14 protein-coding genes are annotated in these 19057 nt (G+C 63.1%); 12 read left to right on the top strand and 2 right to left on the bottom strand.

The window, feature by feature from the left end; genetic code table 11:
- Positions 1 to 15 precede the first annotated feature (15 nt).
- The 11 genes from treZ to ACHPFG_RS14585 all read left to right on the top strand — a co-directional run bounded on the left by treZ (position 16) and on the right by ACHPFG_RS14585 (position 15910).
- On the top strand, positions 16 to 1761 hold the full coding sequence (treZ, locus tag ACHPFG_RS14635) for a malto-oligosyltrehalose trehalohydrolase (protein ID WP_339450837.1): 1746 nt from the start codon (positions 16 to 18) through the stop codon (positions 1759 to 1761).
- Positions 1758 to 3842, top strand: a complete 2085-nt coding sequence (gene malQ / locus ACHPFG_RS14630; RefSeq protein ID WP_145337752.1) for a 4-alpha-glucanotransferase — start codon at positions 1758 to 1760, stop codon at positions 3840 to 3842. Before treZ ends, malQ begins: the two co-directional genes overlap by 4 nt.
- Positions 3839 to 6589 (top strand): malto-oligosyltrehalose synthase, encoded by a 2751-nt coding sequence (locus ACHPFG_RS14625; RefSeq protein ID WP_431703319.1) that lies wholly within the window; start codon positions 3839 to 3841, stop codon positions 6587 to 6589. Before malQ ends, ACHPFG_RS14625 begins: the two co-directional genes overlap by 4 nt.
- Before the next feature lie 24 nt (positions 6590 to 6613).
- Positions 6614 to 6883, top strand: a complete 270-nt coding sequence (locus ACHPFG_RS14620) for a DUF2934 domain-containing protein (protein WP_131696149.1) — start codon at positions 6614 to 6616, stop codon at positions 6881 to 6883.
- A 130-nt stretch (positions 6884 to 7013) separates the two neighbouring features.
- Positions 7014 to 9173 carry a glycogen debranching protein GlgX gene (gene glgX, locus ACHPFG_RS14615; RefSeq protein ID WP_431703317.1) on the top strand — a complete coding sequence of 720 codons (2160 nt, stop codon included), beginning with the start codon at positions 7014 to 7016 and terminating at the stop codon, positions 9171 to 9173.
- A 1-nt stretch (position 9174) separates the two neighbouring features.
- Positions 9175 to 10173 (top strand): acyl-CoA dehydrogenase, encoded by a 999-nt coding sequence (locus ACHPFG_RS14610; protein ID WP_431703315.1) that lies wholly within the window; start codon positions 9175 to 9177, stop codon positions 10171 to 10173.
- On the top strand, positions 10170 to 10928 hold the full coding sequence (locus ACHPFG_RS14605; protein ID WP_431703313.1) for a PIG-L deacetylase family protein: 759 nt from the start codon (positions 10170 to 10172) through the stop codon (positions 10926 to 10928). Before ACHPFG_RS14610 ends, ACHPFG_RS14605 begins: the two co-directional genes overlap by 4 nt.
- Positions 10925 to 11524 carry an SAM-dependent methyltransferase gene (locus tag ACHPFG_RS14600; RefSeq protein ID WP_431703311.1) on the top strand — a complete coding sequence of 200 codons (600 nt, stop codon included), beginning with the start codon at positions 10925 to 10927 and terminating at the stop codon, positions 11522 to 11524. The genes ACHPFG_RS14605 and ACHPFG_RS14600 overlap by 4 nt, the downstream gene beginning before the upstream one ends.
- Positions 11521 to 12180, top strand: coding sequence for a glycosyltransferase (locus ACHPFG_RS14595; protein WP_431703309.1), 660 nt, complete (start codon positions 11521 to 11523; stop codon positions 12178 to 12180). The genes ACHPFG_RS14600 and ACHPFG_RS14595 overlap by 4 nt, the downstream gene beginning before the upstream one ends.
- A 177-nt stretch (positions 12181 to 12357) precedes the next feature.
- The gene (locus ACHPFG_RS14590) at positions 12358 to 13119 is read left to right on the top strand and encodes a PIG-L deacetylase family protein (protein WP_431703307.1); all 762 of its coding nucleotides are present in this window, start codon (positions 12358 to 12360) and stop codon (positions 13117 to 13119) included.
- A gap of 247 nt (positions 13120 to 13366) precedes the next feature.
- Entirely contained in the window at positions 13367 to 15910 is a 2544-nt protein-coding gene (locus tag ACHPFG_RS14585; protein WP_431703305.1) for an autotransporter outer membrane beta-barrel domain-containing protein, read from the top strand.
- On the opposite strand, the gene ACHPFG_RS14580 is transcribed toward ACHPFG_RS14585, so the two are convergent.
- Positions 15911 to 17317, bottom strand: coding sequence for an amino acid permease (locus ACHPFG_RS14580; RefSeq protein ID WP_431703303.1), 1407 nt, complete (start codon positions 17315 to 17317; stop codon positions 15911 to 15913).
- A gap of 68 nt (positions 17318 to 17385) precedes the next feature.
- The gene (locus ACHPFG_RS14575; protein ID WP_431703300.1) at positions 17386 to 18420 is read right to left on the bottom strand and encodes a histone deacetylase family protein; all 1035 of its coding nucleotides are present in this window, start codon (positions 18418 to 18420) and stop codon (positions 17386 to 17388) included.
- 121 nt (positions 18421 to 18541) lie between these two features.
- On the opposite strand from ACHPFG_RS14575, the gene ACHPFG_RS14570 reads away from it, so the two are divergent.
- Entirely contained in the window at positions 18542 to 19033 is a 492-nt protein-coding gene (locus tag ACHPFG_RS14570; RefSeq protein WP_131696139.1) for an Lrp/AsnC family transcriptional regulator, read from the top strand.
- The last annotated feature ends 24 nt before the right edge of the window (positions 19034 to 19057 follow it).

The raw sequence follows: 19057 nt of genomic DNA, 5'->3' as shown, positions 1-19057 counted from the left end.
GGGAGGTCTTCATAGATGCCGTTACGGACTTTGGAAACCTGGCCCCACGGCGCAATCATGCTGGACGCGCAACACACGCGTTTTGCCTTGTGGGCGCCAGACGCGTTTTATGTCAGCGTTGAATTGGAAAACGGTAAATCCATCGCCATGCTGCCCCAGGCAGATGGCTGGTTCGAGACTGAAGTAAAGTGCCCGGCGGGCACGCGCTACCGCTACAACATTGATGGGGAAATGGATGTTCCCGACCCCGCGTCCCGGGCCCAGGCCTCGGACGTGCATGGTTGGAGCCTGGTAGTCGACCCGCTCGCCTACCCATGGCGCCACGCCAATTGGCAAGGCCGTCCATGGCACGAAGCAGTGATCTACGAATTGCACGTAGGCGCGATGGGCGGCTACGCCGAAGTCGAAAAGCACCTGCCACGCCTGGCCGAGCTGGGCGTCACCGCGATTGAATTGATGCCGCTGGCGCAATTTCCCGGTGAGCGCAACTGGGGTTATGACGGCGTGCTGCCCTACGCACCGCACTCCTCCTACGGTTCGCCCGAGCAACTCAAACACCTGATCGACAGCGCCCACGAGCACGGCCTCGCCGTGATCCTCGACGTGGTTTACAACCACTTCGGCCCTGACGGCAATTACCTGGGCCAATACGCCAAGGGCTTCTTCCAGGAAGACGTGCACACGCCGTGGGGGGCCGGTATCGACTTCGAGCGTCGTGAAGTGCGGAATTTCTTCCTCGACAACGCACTGATGTGGCTGCTCGAGTACCGCTTCGACGGCCTGCGCCTGGACGCGGTGCACGCTATCGACAACCCCGGTTTCCTCCAGGAACTCGCGCATCGGGTACGCCAGCAGGTGGATACCGGTCGTCATGTGTGGCTGGTGCTGGAAAACGAGCTGAACCAGGCCAGCCTGCTCAAGGAGGATTTCGACGCGCAATGGAATGATGACTTCCATAACGTGCTGCACGTGTTGCTGACCGGCGAAACCGATGCCTATTACAGCGACTTTGCCCAGGACCCCACGACCAAACTCGCCCGCTGCCTGGGCGAAGGGTTTATCTATCAGGGCCACACCACCCGCCATGGTCATGAACGTGGCGAGCCGAGCAGTGAACTGCGGCCCACGGCCTTTGTGTCCTTCCTGCAGAACCACGACCAGATCGGCAACCGCGCCCTGGGCGAACGCCTGCACCAGCTTTGCTCGCCCCAGGCGCTCAAGGCTGCAACCGCCCTGCTGCTGTTGTCGCCGATGATTCCGCTGATGTTCATGGGGGATGAGGCGAACGCCAGCGAGCCGTTCCTGTTTTTTACCGACCACCACGGTGAACTGGCCGAAGCGGTCCGTGAAGGCCGGCGCAATGAGTTTGCCGACTTCGCAGCGTTCCACGATCCCGAGCGACGTGAACGCATCCCCGACCCCAACGCGCTGTCGACATTCGAGCAATCGGCCCCGGTGATCGCCGGCAACGAACACGCTCAGCTCTATCGCCAACTGCTCAGCCTGCGCCATCGGCATATCGTGCCGCACCTGCCGGGCGCCGAGGCATTGGGCGCGCAGGTGCTTGCCTACGCGGCCGTCAGTGCGCGCTGGCGCCTGGGTAACGGCAGCCTGCTGCAGATCGACCTGAACCTGAGCGCCACGCCACTGGATCACCCGGCCACCGCGCCGGTCCTGTTTGAAACGCCGGCCCTGCAAGGTGCGCAACTGCCGCCCTTCAGCGCCCGCGTCACTTTATCCCCTGTTGGAGAGCACCCTTGAGCGAAGCGAACCTGGAAATCCTCGCCAGCCGCGCGGGCCTGGCCGTCGATTGGATCGACGCAAACGGCCGCCCGCAACGAGTGACACCCGACGCCCTGCGCGCGGTTCTCAAAGGCCTGGGCCACCCGGCCGACAGCGATGCCGACATCAACGCCAGCCTGCTTGAACTGGAGCGCGTGCAACAAGACAAGCACCTGCCGCCCCTGATGACCGTCGACAGCGGTGAAGGCCTCGACCTGGCGCGCTACTTCGAACCTGACACCCTGTGTCGGGTCAACCTCGAAGGCGGCGAGACCCTGGAGCTGCGCCTCGATGGCGACTCCGTATTGCCCGGCGTTATCGCCCTGGGCTACCACCAGGTGCATATCGACGATCAAAGCTTCACCTTGGCCGTCGCGCCCACCCATTGCTACAGCGTGGCCGAAGCGGTGGACACCCGGCCCGCCCGCGCCTGGGGCCTGAGCGCCCAGCTGTATTCACTGCGCCGCTTGGGCGATGGCGGTTTCGGCGACACCCTGGCCCTGGAACACCTGGCCCGCTCCGCCGCCGAACGCGGCGCCGATGCCCTGGCGATCAGCCCGATGCACGCGATGTTCAGTGCCGACACCGAACGCTACAGCCCGTACTCGCCGTCCAGCCGCCTGTTCCTCAACAGCCTGTATGCCTCGCCCGCCTGTATTCTGGGTGAACGTGAGGTGCGCAATGCGATTGAAGCCATTGGCCTGGAAGAAGAGTTGCACGCGCTGGAACAGCACACCCTGATCGACTGGCCCGTCGCCGCCCAGGCCAAACAGCGCCTGCTACGCGCGCTGTATGAAGACTTCCGCCACGGCCATCACCCGCAGCACGCCGACTTTCTGAGCTTTCGCCAGGCCGGTGGCGAGGCCCTGGAAAACCATTGCCGCTTCGAAGCCGTACAGGCTGTGCGCGCCGCTGCCGGCGAGGACCTTGACTGGCGCCACTGGCCTGAAGAGTGGCGTTCGCCGCAGAGCCCTGCGCTGGTTGCGTTCGCCGAAGAGCACCACGCCGAGATCGGCTTCTACGCCTTCGGCCAATGGCTGATCGCCCGTTGCCTGGAGCGCGCCCAACAAGCCGCCAAAGGCAGCGGCATGGGTGTCGGCTTGATCGCTGACCTGGCCGTCGGCGCCGACGGCGGTGGCAGCCAGGCCTGGAGCCGCCAGGATGAGTTACTGGCCGACCTGACCGTGGGCGCGCCACCCGACATCCTTAACCGCGCCGGCCAGGGCTGGGGCATTTCCGCGTTCTCGCCCGAGGGCCTCAAGCGCAACGGCTTCCGCGCGTTTATCGAGATGCTGCGGGCCAACTTCGCCCATGCCGGCGGCTTGCGCATCGACCATGTAATGGGCCTGCAACGCCTGTGGGTGATTCCCATGGACGCCTCCCCGCGTGAAGGCGCTTACCTGTATTACCCGGTAGACGACCTGTTGCGCCTGCTGGCGCTGGAATCCCACCGCCATCAGGCCATCGTGCTCGGAGAAGACCTCGGCACGGTGCCCGATGGGCTGCGCGAAAAACTCATCGCCCGCTCGATCCTCGGCATGCGCGTGCTGTTGTTCGAACAAGGCCACGATGGCCAGTTCAACCCGATCCTGGACTGGCCGGATAACGCCCTGGCCACCACCAGCACCCACGATTTGCCGACCCTCAACGGTTGGTGGCACAGCCGTGATATCGACTGGAACGTCCAGCTGGGTCTGATCGATGCCCCCACCGTGGAGCAATGGAGCGAACACCGCCTGCGTGAACGCCAGGCACTGCGCCAGGCCTTGAGCCAGGACCCGCAGAACTTCGTCGATGAGATCCGCAACGAAACCGACCACATGATCGACGCCAGCGTGCGCTACCTCGGCCACACCCGTGCGCCGCTGGTGCTGTTGCCGCTGGAAGACGCGCTGGGCCTTGAAGAACAAGCCAACCTGCCCGGCACCACCGACACCCACCCTAATTGGCGCCGTCGTTTACCGGGCGAGGCCTCCAGCCTCCTCGACAACGCCGGTGCCGCGCGCCGCCTCGAACTGCTGGCCGTCGCGCGCAACCAAGCCTATGAGCGAGACCGATGAAAGCCCTACCCCTGCGCGCTACCCAGCGCCTGCAATTCCACAAAGGTTTTACCCTGGATGACGCGGTTCCTCTGGTGCCGTATTTCGCCCAATTGGGCATCAGCCACCTGTATGCCTCGCCATTGTTGAGCGCCCGCGCCGGCTCTATGCATGGCTACGATGTGGTCGACCCCACCAGCGTTAACCCCGAGCTGGGCGGCGAACCGGCCTTGCGCCGTCTGGTCGCAGCCCTACGCGAACACGATATGGGCCTGATCCTCGATATCGTCTCCAACCATATGGCCGTGGGCGGCGCCGACAACCCTTGGTGGCTGGACCTGTTGGAATGGGGCCGGTTGAGCCCCTACAGCGAATTCTTCGACATCCAATGGCATTCGCCCGACCCGCTGCTCAAGGGCCAATTGCTCATGCCCTTCCTCGGCAGCGACTACGGCGAAGCCTTGCAGAGCGGTACGCTGACGCTGCATTTCGATGCGGCCCACGGCGTGTTTTACGTTGAACACTACGAACACCGCTTCCCTATCTGCCCACGGGATTACGCGGCGATCCTCGGTGCCGACGAGCGGCTCAAACCTCTGGCCGACCGCTTCAGCGCCCTGGCCTATCAGGATGATGCCTACGCCGAAGCCGCCTGGCTCAAGCAGGTATTGGCCGAACGCGCCACAGAAGTCCTGGAGACTATCGAACAGCGGCTGACCGAGTTCGACGGACGCACGCCGGAGGGCTTCAACCGTCTGCACCACCTGCTCGAGCAACAGGCCTATCGCCTGGCCAGCTGGCGCACGGCGGCAGACGACATCAACTGGCGGCGCTTCTTCGACGTCAACGAACTCGGCGGGTTGCGCGTGGAGCGCACCGCTGTGTTCGAAGCCACCCACGGCAAGATCTTCGAGCTGATCAGCGAAGGCCTGGTGGATGGCCTGCGCATCGACCACATCGACGGCCTGGCCGATCCGCGCGGTTACTGCCGCAAGCTGCGGCGTCGGGTGGATTCGCTGTCGCCCGAGCGGCACTTGCCGATCTTCGTGGAAAAAATCCTCGGCGAGGGCGAAACCCTGCGCGAAGACTGGCAAGTGGACGGCACCACCGGCTACGAATTCATGAACCAGTTGTCGCTGCTGCAACACCATCCCGAGGGCTTTGCGCCGCTGGCGGACTTATGGACGCGGCACAGCGAACGGCCCTCGGCGTTTATCGAAGAGGCGCGGCTGGCCCGCCAGCAAATCCTCAACGGCTCCCTGGGCGGCGACTTTGAAAGCGTGGCCCAGGCCCTGTTGCAAGTGGCCCGCGACGATGTGATGACCCGCGACCTGACCCTCGGCGCGATCCGTCGCGCGTTGCAGGAACTGATCGTGCATTTCCCGGTGTACCGCACCTATATCAGCGCCCGCGGCCGTAGCGCCGACGACGACAAAGTGTTCCAGCAGGCCCTGGACGGCGCCCGCACGACCCTTGGCGAGGGCGACTGGCCGGTGCTCGAACACCTGGAAAAATGGCTCGGCGGCCAACCCTGGCGCAATCGCCCGGTGGGCCGTGAGCGCAAGATCCTTAAGCATGCCTGTGTGCGCTTCCAGCAACTGACCTCGCCGGCTGCCGCCAAGGCCGTGGAAGACACCGCGTTCTACCGCTCGGCCGTGCTGCTGTCGCGCAACGATGTGGGCTTCAGTACCGAGCAGTTCAGCGCGCCGTTGGCCGAGTTTCACGCCATCAATCAACAGCGTTTGCAGGCCTTCCCCGACAACCTGCTGGCCACCGCCACCCATGACCACAAGCGTGGCGAAGACACCCGTGCGCGCCTGGCCGTGCTCAGCGAGTGCGCGCCGTGGTACGTCGAGCAAGTGGAGCATTGGCGCACCCTGGCAGCACCGTTGCGCGACGACGCGACCACACCGTCGGCCGGCGATGAGCTGATCCTGTATCAGGTGCTGCTGGGCAGTTGGCCGCTGGACCAGGCCGAAGACTTCGAGGGCTATCACCAGCGCCTGTGGCAGTGGCAACAAAAAGCCCTGCGCGAAGCCAAGCTGCAGAGCAGTTGGAGCGCGCCCAACGAGGCCTATGAACAGGGCGTCGAAGCCTTTCTCACACGTCTGCTGCTCAGTGATGAAGGTCAGCCGCTGCGCAGCGCAATCGGCGGCGCCGCCCAGGCCATCGCCCCCGCAGGCGCGGTCAACGGACTGGCGCAAACCTTGCTTCGCATTACCGTGCCGGGTGTGCCGGACCTGTACCAGGGCGATGAGTTCTGGGACTTCAGCCTGGTGGACCCGGACAACCGTCGCCCGGTGGATTTCACCGCGCGGCAACACGCACTCAATACCCTGCCGGACATCGGCGAACTGTTGTTCAACTGGCGTGACGGGCGTATCAAGCAAACCTTGATTGCCCACGTACTGGCCTTGCGCAAGGCCCATCCGGACGTGTTCCGCAACGGCCGCTATACAGCACTGGAAGTCGTCGGCCGACACGCCGAACGGGTGGTCGCGTTCTGCCGCGAACACCAGGGCAAACGCCTGCTGGTGGTGGTGCCACGTTGGTCCCATGACCTGCTTGAAAACGGTGTGCATCCCCAGATCAATGCGCAGGTTTGGGGCGATACCCGGGTGAAATTACCGTTCGCCGTGCCAACGCAAAACTGGAAGGGACTTTTTCATACAGGCGCAGTCACACCAGACAAGGAGCTGTTGATCAGCACTGCCCTGGGGGATTTCCCGGTCAATGTCTTTATCAATTCTGATGATCAAGAAAGCTGAAAATTTTCTGTGAGGAGCATTGTGATGAGTACTGAAGACAAACGCATACGCGAACTGGCGCATCAGATCTGGGAGTCTGAAGGCAAACCCCACGGGGAAGACGCGCGCCACTGGGAGATGGCGCGCAAGCTGGCCGAAGCCGAAGCACTGACGCCGAGCAAACCCAAGCCCGCCGCCAAGCCCAAGACCGCCCCCAAGCCTGCGGCAAAGGCCAAGCCACCTGCGCCAACCGCGAGCAAACCGGCGCCCCCGGCGGCCAAGAAGCCGCCAGCGCCGAAAAAGCCCAAGGCTTAACGCGCACGGCGCCACGAACCTTTTGCCGGCGCTGTCGGCAAAAGGTGACTTCACTCTTCTTCTCATCCGCTGAACACACGTCAGCAGGGCCGCATTCGGCCCGAAAAAATAGCCTTGCAGGAGCAACTCAATGAGCAAACCCCATAAGACCCCATCGACGCCGGGTAACGAGCCGTCGCGGATTCGTGAAGGTTTGCCCTTCCCCCTCGGCGCTACCTGGGATGGCCTGGGTGTGAACTTCGCGCTGTTCTCGGCCAACGCCGAGAAAGTCGAACTGTGCCTGTTCGATGACACCGGCGAAGTGGAACTCGAGCGCATCGAATTGCCCGAATACACCGACGAAATATTCCACGGTTACTTGCCCGACGCCCACCCTGGGCTGATCTACGGCTACCGTGTGTACGGCGCTTATGATCCGGCCAATGGTCATCGTTTCAACCACAACAAATTGCTGATCGACCCCTACGCCAAACAGCTGGTGGGCGAACTCAAATGGTCCGAAGCGCTGTTCGGCTACACCATCGGCCACCCGGATGACGACCTCAGTTTCGACGAGCGTGACAGCGCACCGTTCGTGCCCAAGTGCAAGGTCATCGACCCGGCGCACACCTGGGGCAACGACCAGCCGGTGCGGGTGCCATGGGACCGTACGATCATTTACGAAACCCACTTGCGTGGCATCAGCATGCGTCACCCTTCGGTGGGCGAAGACGTGCGCGGCACCTGTGCCGGGTTGATGGAAGATGACGTGCTCAAGCACATCCGCCAGTTGGGCATCTCGTCGGTGGAACTGCTGCCGGTGCACGCCTTCGTCAACGACCAGCACCTGCTGGAAAAAGGCATGACCAACTACTGGGGCTACAACAGCATTGCGTTCTTCGCCCCCGACCCGCGTTACCTGGCCAGCGGCAAGATCGCCGAGTTCAAGGAGATGGTTGCGCACCTGCACGAGCAGAAGCTGGAAGTGATCCTCGACGTGGTCTACAACCACACCGCCGAGGGCAACGAGCGGGGCCCGACCCTGTCCATGCGCGGCATCGACAACGCTTCGTACTACCGGCTGATGCCCGACGACAAGCGCTTCTACATCAACGATTCCGGCACCGGCAACACCCTGGACCTGAGCCACCCCTGCGTGCTGCAGATGGTCACCGATTCCCTGCGTTACTGGGCCACCGAAATGCACGTCGATGGCTTCCGCTTCGACCTGGCGACCATTCTTGGGCGCTACCGCGACGGTTTTGACGAGCGCCACAGTTTCCTCGTGGCCTGCCGCCAGGACCCGGTGCTGCGGCAGTTGAAAATGATCGCTGAGCCATGGGACTGCGGCCCCGGCGGCTACCAGGTGGGCAACTTCCCACCGGGCTGGGTTGAATGGAACGACCGTTTCCGCGACACCGTGCGTGCCTTCTGGAAAGGCGATGACGGCCAACTGGCAGACTTCGCCGGGCGCATGACCGCCTCGGGCGAGATGTTCAACCATCGTGGCCGCCGCCCCTACAGCTCGGTGAACTTCATCACCGCCCACGACGGTTTCACCCTGCATGACCTGGTGTCTTACAACGACAAGCACAACGAAGACAACGACGAGAACAACCAGGACGGCAGCAACAACAACCTGTCCTGGAACCACGGCGTGGAAGGCCCGACCGACGACCCGGAAATCAACGCACTGCGCCTGCGCCAGATGCGCAACTTCTTTGCCACGCTGCTGCTGGCCCAGGGCACGCCGATGATCGTGGCCGGAGATGAATTCGCCCGCACCCAGCACGGCAACAACAACGCCTACTGCCAGGACAGCGAGATCGGCTGGGTCAACTGGGAACTGGACGATGACGGCAAGGCGTTGCTCAAGTTCGTCAAGCGCCTGATCAAGCTGCGCCTGGCCTACCCGATCCTGCGTCGTGGCCGCTTCCTGGTGGGCGACTACAACGAAGACATCGGCGTGAAGGACGTCACCTGGTTGTCGCCGGACGGCAACGAGATGACCACCGAACAGTGGGAAGACAGCCACGGCCGTTGCCTGGGCATGCTGATGGATGGCCGCGCCCAGGAAACCGGGATTCGCCGTGCAGGTGCCGACGCCACTCTATTGCTGGTGGTGAACGCTCACCACGACATGGTCAATTTCCGCCTGCCGCCGGTTCCAGAGGGTGAGTTCTGGACCTGCATGCTCGACACCAACGAGCCAGCGGTGCGTGGCCAGGAACGCTTTGAGTTCGACCACGAGTACGGCGTGACCGGCCGCTCGCTGCTGCTGTTCGAACTGCAGCGTGACGACGAGGTGTGACATGGCACTGCATGGATTCCTTCAAGGCTTCCAGGACTATGCGGACACGCAGGATCTGGGCAAGGCCCTGAGGGCACTTCAGGACGAAGGCCTGGACCAGTTGCCGCTGCCTGGCAGCGGCGACACACTGGGGCGGTTCAGCCGCCTTGCACAAGTGGCAGGCCATGACCTGCGCTTGTGCAAGCTGTTCGAAGGCCACACCGACGCATTGGCGATCATTGCCGAACTCGACAGCCCACTGCCGCCCCTGGGCAGCCTCTGGGGCATGTGGGCCGCAGAACCGCCGAATGCCAAAGTGCAGGTGCGCCGCGATGGTCATCGCCTGCGCCTGGACGGGCGTAAAGCCTGGTGTTCCGGGGCGGCGGTGGTCAGCCATGGTTTGTTGACGGCTTGGGATGAACAAGGCTGCCAGCAATTGGTGGCGGTGCAGATGGATCAACCGGGTGTGAACGTGACAAACGATGGCTGGAATGCCGTGGGCATGGCCGCCACCGGCAGTGTCGAGATCGTCTTTGAAGGCGCCCACGGCATTGCCGTGGGCGGCCCCGGCGACTACCTCTCGCGCCCTGGGTTCTGGCAAGGCGGCATTGGCATTGCCGCCTGCTGGTACGGTGCGGCACAACGCCTGGCAGAGGTGCTGCGCGATCACTGCAGCAAGCGCCCGGAACCCCATGCCCTCGCGCACCTCGGCGCCGTTGACAGTGCACTGAACGGCGCGGCGTGTGTGCTGCGCGCCAGCGCTCTACAGATCGACCGCGAACCCAAGGCTGACGCCCGGCAACTGGCCCAGCAGGTACGCGCGTGCATCGAGGACAGCGTCGAGCAGGTCATGCGGCATGTCGGCCGAGCCGTGGGCGCAGGGCCGTACTGCAAGGATCCGCACTTTGCCCAGTTGATGGCCGACCTGCCGGTGTATGTCCGCCAGAGCCATGCCGAACGCGACCTGGCCGGCCTCGGCGAACTGGTCGCCGGTGAACCCACCGGGAGGTGGCAGTTATGAAACCCAACCCGATCGTGGGCCAGGGCACGCCACTGCGGCGCTGGCAGGACTCGCCGCTGATGGCCGAACTGCCGCAGATCAGCGTCGAACAATTGGTGCCTGAGGGCCACCGCGCGGTGATCATCGCTCCGCACCCGGATGACGAAGTGTTGGGCTGTGGCGGCCTGTTGCAAGGCTTGGCCGAGTTGGGCCGGCCCATTCAATTGATTTCGGTCACCGATGGCAGCGCCAGTCACCCCGGTTCCACACACTGGTCGGTGGAGCGCTTGAGCGTGGTACGCCCGCAGGAGTCGGCACAGGCCCTGCATCGCCTCGGCGTGCCGTTGCACAGCCTGAAATGGTTGCGGGCCGGCTTCAGCGACGGCCAGGTGGCGGCGCGGGAAGAGCAGCTCAGCGCCTTCATCCAGCGCCACCTCAAACCCGCGGATGTGGTGTTTACCACCTGGCGCGAAGACGGCCATTGCGACCACGAGGCCGTTGGCCGCGCGAGCGCCAAGGCGGCGCACGCGGTGGGTGCGGCCCTCTATGAGCTGCCGGTGTGGACCTGGCACTGGGCATCTCCCGAGAACAGCCTGGTGCCCTGGCACCGCGCCCGCAAGATCCCGCTGAGCTGTGAAGCCGTCGCGCGTAAACGCCACGCCATCCACGCGTTCGCCAGCCAGTTGGAGGGTGACCCGCAGATCGGCCTGCCGCCGGTGCTGGCGCCCTATGTGGTGGAGCGTCTGCTGCAACCTTTTGAAGTGGTATTTGTATGAGTGTGGCGACGCCGTATTTCGATCAACTGTTTGCCGGTAACGACGACCCCTGGGCCTTTCGACAACGCTGGTACGAGCGACGCAAACGTGCGCTGACCCTGGCGCTGTTGACTCGGCCGCGCTATGCCTCGGTGTTCGAACCCGGCTGCGCCAATGGCGAATTGAGCTTCGAGCTGGCCCCGCGCTGTGACCACCTGCTGTGTTGCGACACGGCCTCGGCCGCCGTCGCCCTGGCACGCAGCCGCTTGCTGGGGTTTGCCCATGCCCAGGTGGAGCAGAGCCGCCTGCCCGAGCAATGGCCGACAGGCGAATTCGATCTGATCGTCTTGAGCGAGCTGTGCTACTACCTCGACAGCGATGACCTGTGCCGCTTGATCGATCGCGCCCTCAGCAGCCTCACCGCCAATGGCCAGGTGTTGGCCTGCCACTGGCGCCCGGCTATCGACGGTTGCCCGCAAACCGCCGAACAGGTGCACGCCCTGCTCCATGAGCGGCTGGCGATGCCCTTGGTCGCCACCCACCACGAACACGATTTCCTGCTCGACCTGTGGAGCCGTGACGGCACTTCGGTCGCCACCCTCGAGGGCCTGCGATGATCGGCATTCTGATCCCGGTACATAACGAAGAGGCGTTGCTCGGCGGCTGCCTGGAGGCAGCATTGGTCGCCGCCAGCCACCCAGGCTTGCTGGGCGAAGCGGTGCAAATCCTGGTGGTGCTCGACAGTTGCAGCGACGCCAGTGCGGCGATTGCCGAGGGTTTCCCGGTGCAGCGCCTGGAAGTCCAGGCACGTAACGTCGGCCACGTGCGCGGGGTAGGCGCGCGGCACCTGCTCAACCAGGGCGCACGCTGGATTTCGTGCACCGACGCCGACAGCCGTGTTGCCCCCGATTGGCTGGTAGCCCAGCTGGCACTGGGCGCCGACGCGGTGTGCGGCACGGTGACCGTCGACGCCTGGAGCGAAGGGTTCGACCCGGCGGCGCAGATCCGCTACCAGCAGGCGTACCAGGCCCGCGACGGTCACCGTCATATCCACGGCGCCAACCTGGGCATCAGTGCCGGGGCGTATGTGCGCGCCGGAGGGTTCGAGCCGCTGCCCTGTCACGAAGATGTGCAATTAGTGCGCGACCTCGAGCGCTGCGGTGCGTCCATCGCCTGGAGCCACGCCCCGCAAGTCATCACCAGCGCGCGTCTGGAGGCCCGTGCCCAAGGCGGGTTCGGCGATTATTTGAAGAGCCTGATGTGCGCATCTTGAAAAAAACGACATTGCAAAATGTAAAAGCGACCAATCCTTGTCTATGCTGATGACGCCTTGCTGGTAATTCAGGGTTGGATTGCCATGCGCGCACCACGGCGGAGTCTGTGGTGAATAAATAGAGTCGTCCCATCAACGGGGCACGACCCAGCATCAACCGACAAGGATGTAATTCCCATGAAGCCTGCCTCCCTTAGTGAAGGCCATCGCGGCCCCGCGCAAATCTGGAACAGCGCACCGCAGCTGGCGCAAATCCCGCCTATCTCTACCGCTTCGCTGGTGCCCGCCGGCGCGCGCGTGGTGATCATCGCGCCCCATCCCGGCGACGAGGTGGTGGCCTGCGGTGGTCTACTGCAATTGCTCAACACCCTGGAACACCCTCTGCAACTGATCTCCATCACTGACGGCAGCGCCAGCCACCCGGGCTCCTGCGTATGGTCGGCCAGCCGCCTGAGTGTGGTGCGGCCCCAGGAAAGCGCCGAGGCGCTGCGCCGCCTGGGCATGCCCTTGCACAGCCTGAAGTGGATTCGCGGCGGTTTCTGCGACAACGCCCTCGCCGCTCGCGAGCCGCAGTTGAGCCAATTTATCGCGCGCTACCTGCAACCGGGCGACGTGGTATTTACCACGTGGCGCAACGACGGCAATGACGACCATGACGTCGTCGGCCGTGCCAGCGCCAAGGCCTGCAGCCTGGTGGGTGCGCAACTGTATGAACTGCCGATCTGGGCCTGGCACTGCCCCGCCCGCGAGGGTGCGATGATCCCCTGGCAACGGGCACGCAAGGTACGCCTGGACACCTGGACCGTGGCGCGCAAGCTCCACGCCGCCCATGCGTATGCCAGCCAGTTGGCGGGCGACCCGCAGATTGGCCTGGCGCCGATATTGGCCCAGGTGCTGCTGGAGCGTATGCGCGAGCCTTACGAAATTGTGTTTGTGTAATCGCCCACTCGTCTGTACCTGTTATTTCTGACAGTGGCGGCCCGCACGATGTGTGGCTATGGTGCAAAAAGCGCTGCACAGCTTGAGGTGCAGTCGAGAAAGCCATGCCAACCCTTTGCATTGGCCGGTGTTTTCGAACAGGTAACCCGTCGTCCCTGATCCGTATCGCGCGTCACGTTGTCATGGTCTGGCCTGCACCTGCCTTTGCCGGTATCGGTGCAACTTCCCCCTCGCGCGAGGACGGATCATGCGCTCACAGACTTTGCCCCTGCTGTACCTGATTGCCTTGGCGACGTTGCCGTCCGCGTCTTACGGGGCGTGTACCATCAGCAACACCGCCGGCGATGACCTCTCTTCCTGCGACAGCGGCACGGCGCCGGGGTTTACCGACAGCGCGGGCAACAACACCCTGAACATCAGCGCCACGGGGCGAGTTACCGGGAATGTGACCTATGGCGCCGGCAACGATCTGGTGGATGTGAACGGGCCGAGTGCCGGGATCGACGGCAACCTCAACCAGGGCGATGGCAGTAATATTTTCCGCCTGAATCTGGGCAGCATCACCGGCAGCGTAAGCCAGGGCTCGGGCGCGGATGTGGCACAGATCAGCGGCGGCCAGGCCGGCGCCGTCACCCAAGGCGCAGGTGTCGACAGCTACGCCCAGAGCGGCGGCACCATTGCCTCACTGGCCCAAGGCGATGGCCTGGATACCTTCAACATGAGTGGCGGCACCATCACTGGAGCTTTCGAGGATGGCGACCAGGCCAAGATGAGCGGTGGCAGCATCGGCCGGGTCGACATGAAGCTCGACAACAACCTGTTCGATATGTCGGGTGGCAGGATCATCGGCAACCTGGTGACCGGCTTCGGCAACGACACCATCCTGATCTCGGGCACGGCCTTTGTCGGCGGCAACATCAGTGTCAGCGGTGGCAACGACGTCGTGACCGTCTCGGGTGGCGACGTCAACGGGCAGATACTCCTCAGCTTTGGCAACGACGAGTTCGGCTGGACGGGCGGAAACCTGCACTCGTTCGTGCTGATGGGCGCGGGTGACGATACTGCGGTACTGCAAAACCTGGTCAATGCCCAACTGGCTGCGGCGCAATTGGTCGACGGCGGCCTGGGTGTCGACACGCTCACACTGGACAACACCAAGGCGGGCGATCCGGGCCTGTTTCCCAACTGGGAAAGCATTCGTCTGGACAACCAGTCGCAGCTGACCCTGGGCGGAACGCTGAAACTGGGTGACAGCGCCACCGGCACCGGCAGCCTGAGCATCGACGGGACCAGCGAACTGTTGATCGGCACGGGGGTGATCGACCCATTTACGGCTGGCCAACAGGTGAACGTCACTAACAGCGGCACCCTCAACATGACCACCGGCAACACCCGTACCAGCGACACCCTGACCATCAATGGCAATTACACCGGCGACAACGGGCGGCTTGCACTGCAAAGCGCCTTGGGTGCGGATGATTCCCCCAGCGACAAACTCATCATCAACCAGGGCACCCTCGCCGCTACCACCGCCATCAACGTCACGAACCTCGGCGGCGCGGGGGCGGCGACCCTGCAGGACGGTATCCAGGTGGTGCAGGCCCTCAACGGCGCCTCTGGCAGCGGTAACGCGTTTACGCTGGCCGCGCCGGTGTCCGCCGGGGCGTTCGACTACTACCTGTTCAAGGGCGGCGTAACGGCCGGTACGGCAGAAAGCTACTACCTGCGCTCGACGGTACCGGTGGTGCCGCCGGATCCGGTGATCATCGTGCCGTTACCCACCCCCGTTCCGGGTGAACCGCCATTGCCGCCCAATCCAGGGACAGACCCGATCCCCATTTACCGCCCGGAAGTGCCGATCTACGCCGCGCTGTTTCCCGCCGCCCAGCAAATCGTGCAAGGCATGCTCGGCACCTTTCACCAGCGCATGGGCGACCAGAGTCAACAACTGAGCCACGGTGCATTCCCGTCGGGTTGGGGGCGACTCTATGGCAACAGCACTCGCGAGAGCTTCGCAGGGGCCGTAAGCCCATCGCTCAACAGCTCGGTGAGAGGCTTCCAGGCGGGCAGTGACCTGTATGCCAGTGCCTTCGGCAATGGCTTGACCCAGCGCAGCGGGTTCTTTGTTGGCCACAGCACCCTCAAAGGCGATATCCAGGGCTTCAACGGTGGCTGGCACGACAAGGACGCCGGCAAGACCACCCTGCGCGGGGACAGCCTGGGGGTTTACTGGACACTGATCGGGGCCAACCAGGCCTACCTCGACCTGGTATTGATGGGCACCCGCTTCGACGGCAATAACGAGTCGGATCGTGGCGTGAAGATGGACACCCGAGGGCACAATGTCACGGCGTCCGCCGAAGTCGGCTGGCCGTTTGCCGGGATGGGTAACTGGGTGGTTGAACCCCAGGCGCAACTGATCGTCGGCAAGACCAAACTGGATAAGCAAAACGACGGAATCTCTGACGTCTCCTATGACGCCGACACCACCGTCACCAGCCGCCTGGGTGTACGCCTGCGCGGTGACTATCAGGTCCGCAGCATGCCGCTTCAACCCTACGTACGAGCGAATGTCTGGCACACCAGTGCCGGGCAGAACACCGTCACCTTCAACGATGTAACAGCGATCGACACTGAGCAAAAGTCCACCACCCTGGACCTGAGCGCCGGAGCCACGCTGAAGGTGGCCACGGGCATCAGCCTGTACGGCGAGGTGGGCTACAACCGCAACCTGGACAGCAACACCTTCAACGGCCGCCAGGGCACGGTCGGCCTGAGAATGGAGTTCTAATCACCTATGACCGGGATTGACCACCCCGGCCGCCTTGAAGCGTGAAAACTGAAAGGCAATGCCCAGCCAGATAAACCAGGCCGGCATCACGCATAGCGCCAAGCGTGTATCCGGCCGCAACGCCAGCAGGCACAACACGAAGGCCAGGAACGCCAGGGAAAACCAGGCCATCGGCACACCGCCGGGCATCTTGTAGAGGGATTTGGCGTGCAGCTCCGGGCGTTTTTTGCGATAGGCGATATAGGACGCGAGGATGGTCGACCAGGTGAAAATCACCAGGATCGCCGACACCGTCGACACAATCGTGAAGGCGGTCATCACCTCCGGCACCACAAACAGCAGCGCCAGGCCGAGCAGCATCAAAAACGTGGTAAATGCCAGACTGATAAACGGCACGCTGCTTTTCGACAGCCGACCGAAGATACCCGGTGCGTCCCCCAGGTCTGCCAGGCCGAATAACATGCGGCTGGCGGAAAACACCCCACTGTTGGCCGACGATGCCGCCGAGGTCAGCACCACGAAATTGACGATCCCCGCCGCAGCCGGAAAGCCTGCCACCAGGAACAATTCAACGAATGGACTTTTGCTCGGCGACACCTGTTGCCACGACGTCACCGCAATGATGCACGCCAGGGCCAGCACGTAAAACAGGATGATGCGCAGCGGTATCGAGTTGATCGCCTTGGGCAAGGTCTTCTCCGGCGCACGGGTTTCAGCCGCTGCGGTGCCGATCAGTTCGGTGCCGGCAAAGGAAAAGATCGCCATCTGGAACCCGGCGAAAAAGCCGAACAGGCCGTTGGGAAACGCCGCCTGTTTATCCAGCAGGTGGCTCAAGGACGCCGTGACGCCAGTGGGTGAGACAAACGAGCTGGCAATCAGCACCACACTCACACCGATCAGGGTCAGCACCGCGATGATCTTGATGATCGCGAACCAGAACTCCACTTCGCCGAACAGTTTTACCGTCAGCACGTTCAGTGCGAACAGCGTCAGCAGCATGCCCACCGCCGGGATCCACGCCGGCACATGCGGGAACCAGTACTGGAAAAACCCGCCGACCACCACCGCGTCCCCCACCACCGCCACGCTCCAGCTCAGCCAGTACGACCAGCCGAGAAAGAACGCCGCACGCGGCCCCAGGTACGCGCCGGCAAAGTCGGCGAAGCTCTTGAAGTTGAGGTTGGACAGCAGCAGCTCACCCATGGCGCGCATCACGAAATACACGAACAGCCCGATGATCATGTAGATCAGGATGATCGAGGTACCGGACAACGCGATGATCTTGCCGGAGCCCATGAACAGGCCGGTGCCGATCGCACCGCCCATGGCCATCAACTGGATATGGCGGTTGCTCAGGGTGCGTTGCAATGCAGGCTTTTCACAAAGCCCGGACGTGGTTGTTTTCATCACAAAACCTCTTGTTATGTTTTTGAGTTTTGGCAGAAAAAAAGAATCGAGCGTGTGTTGTTATTGGCTCAGGCGGTCTTGCTTTCGAAGCCGTGCAGGACGTTGACGGCATTGATGCCGATCTCATCGACCATGTAGCCGCCTTCCATCACGAACAGCGTCGGTACGCCGACGGTGGCGATGAGTTCGCCCATGCTGAGGAAGTCCTGGCTGTCGAGCAGGAAGTGGCTGATGGGGTCGTCCTTGAAGGTGTCGACGCCGAGGGAGATCACCAGCACGTCGGGGGCGAAGTGTTTCAGTTGCTCGCAAGCGTGGATCAGCGCGGTTTTGTACTGACCCCACGTGGTGTTTTTCGGCAAAGGGTAATTAAGGTTGAAGCCCTCCCCGGCACCTGCGCCGCGTTCGCTGTCGGCGCCGGAAAAATACGGATAGGACACCGAAGGCTCGCCGTGCAGGGAGATGAACAGCACATCCGGGCGGTCGTAGAAAATATTCTGCGTACCGTTACCGTGGTGGAAATCCACATCCAGTACCGCGACGCGCTTGGCGCCTTGGGTGATGGCCTGTTGCGCGGCAATCGCGGCGTTGTTGAGGTAGCAATAGCCGCCCATGTATTCGCGGGCCGCATGGTGCCCCGGTGGGCGGCACAAGGCGAAAGCGCTGTTGTGGCCTTCGTCGATCAGCGCCAGGCCGGTGAGCGCAATATCCGCGCTGGTCTTGACGGCGTGCCAGGTGGTGGCGGTGATCGGCGAGCCGGCGTCCATGGCGAAAAAGCCCAGCTTGCCGTCGATAAAGTCCGGCACCTGTTGATTGGCCAGGTCGCGTACCGGCCATACCAGCGGCAGCGCGTCATGGCTGCGGCCGATGGCGGTCCATTCGGCCCAGGCGGTTTCGAGGAAGCTGACGTAGCGTTCGCTGTGGGCGTTGACGTAACAGGCACGCTCAAAGCTGCGCGGCACGATGATATCGCCCAGCCCAACGTGTCGGACGCGGTCACGCACGGTGTCGGCGCGGCTGGGTTGTTCGAATGAGGGCTTGAGCACGCCGTCCTTGAGTTCGGTGCCGTGGTGCAAACGGTGGTCATCACTAAAAACAGTCAGCATTTGGATACATCCGCCAGTAAAAGACAGGGTCTATTTTGTTCTGGCAGCGCAGGGCTTTCTTTGCTTTTACTTCTGACGCTGATAGCTTTATCGGGTGTTTTTACCCACGCGATAGCTGAATATGAAAAATAAAACCAAACAGGTCGTTCTTGACGACACCGATCTCGCCATCCTCGCCCTGCTGCAGGAAGACGCGAGTATTTCCAACGCCCAACTGAGCGAGCGTCTGTCCCTGAGCCTCACCCCCTGCTGGCGCCGGCGCAAACGCCTGGAAGAAGAAGGTGTGATCAAGGACTACCAGGCCAACCTGGATCGCAAGCTGCTCGGCCTGGACATCATGGCGTTCGTGCACGTGCGTTTTGCGATCCACACCGACCATGCCCCGGATGCGTTTGAAGCAGTGATCAAAGAGCTGCCTCAGGTGCTGTCTTGCCACAAGATCACCGGCGATGCGGACTATCTGTTGCAGGTATTGGCGGAGGATCTGGACAGCTACAGCGAGTTTGTCGAGAGCGTGCTGCGGCGGCAGCTGGGGATTGCGTCGATCCAGTCGAGCCTGGCGTTGCGCGAGGTGAAGGCGACGAGTCGGGTGGCGATTCCAAAACGCGATTGAACGCGCTAAAGAAGACATTGAACA

It is taken from the genome of Pseudomonas sp. BR20 (genome assembly GCF_050780135.1).
In the GTDB taxonomy this organism is placed as follows: Bacteria; Pseudomonadota; Gammaproteobacteria; order Pseudomonadales; family Pseudomonadaceae; genus Aquipseudomonas.
Note: the sequence above shows the minus strand (reverse complement) of the source record. Positions and strands in the feature narration are given on the sequence as shown.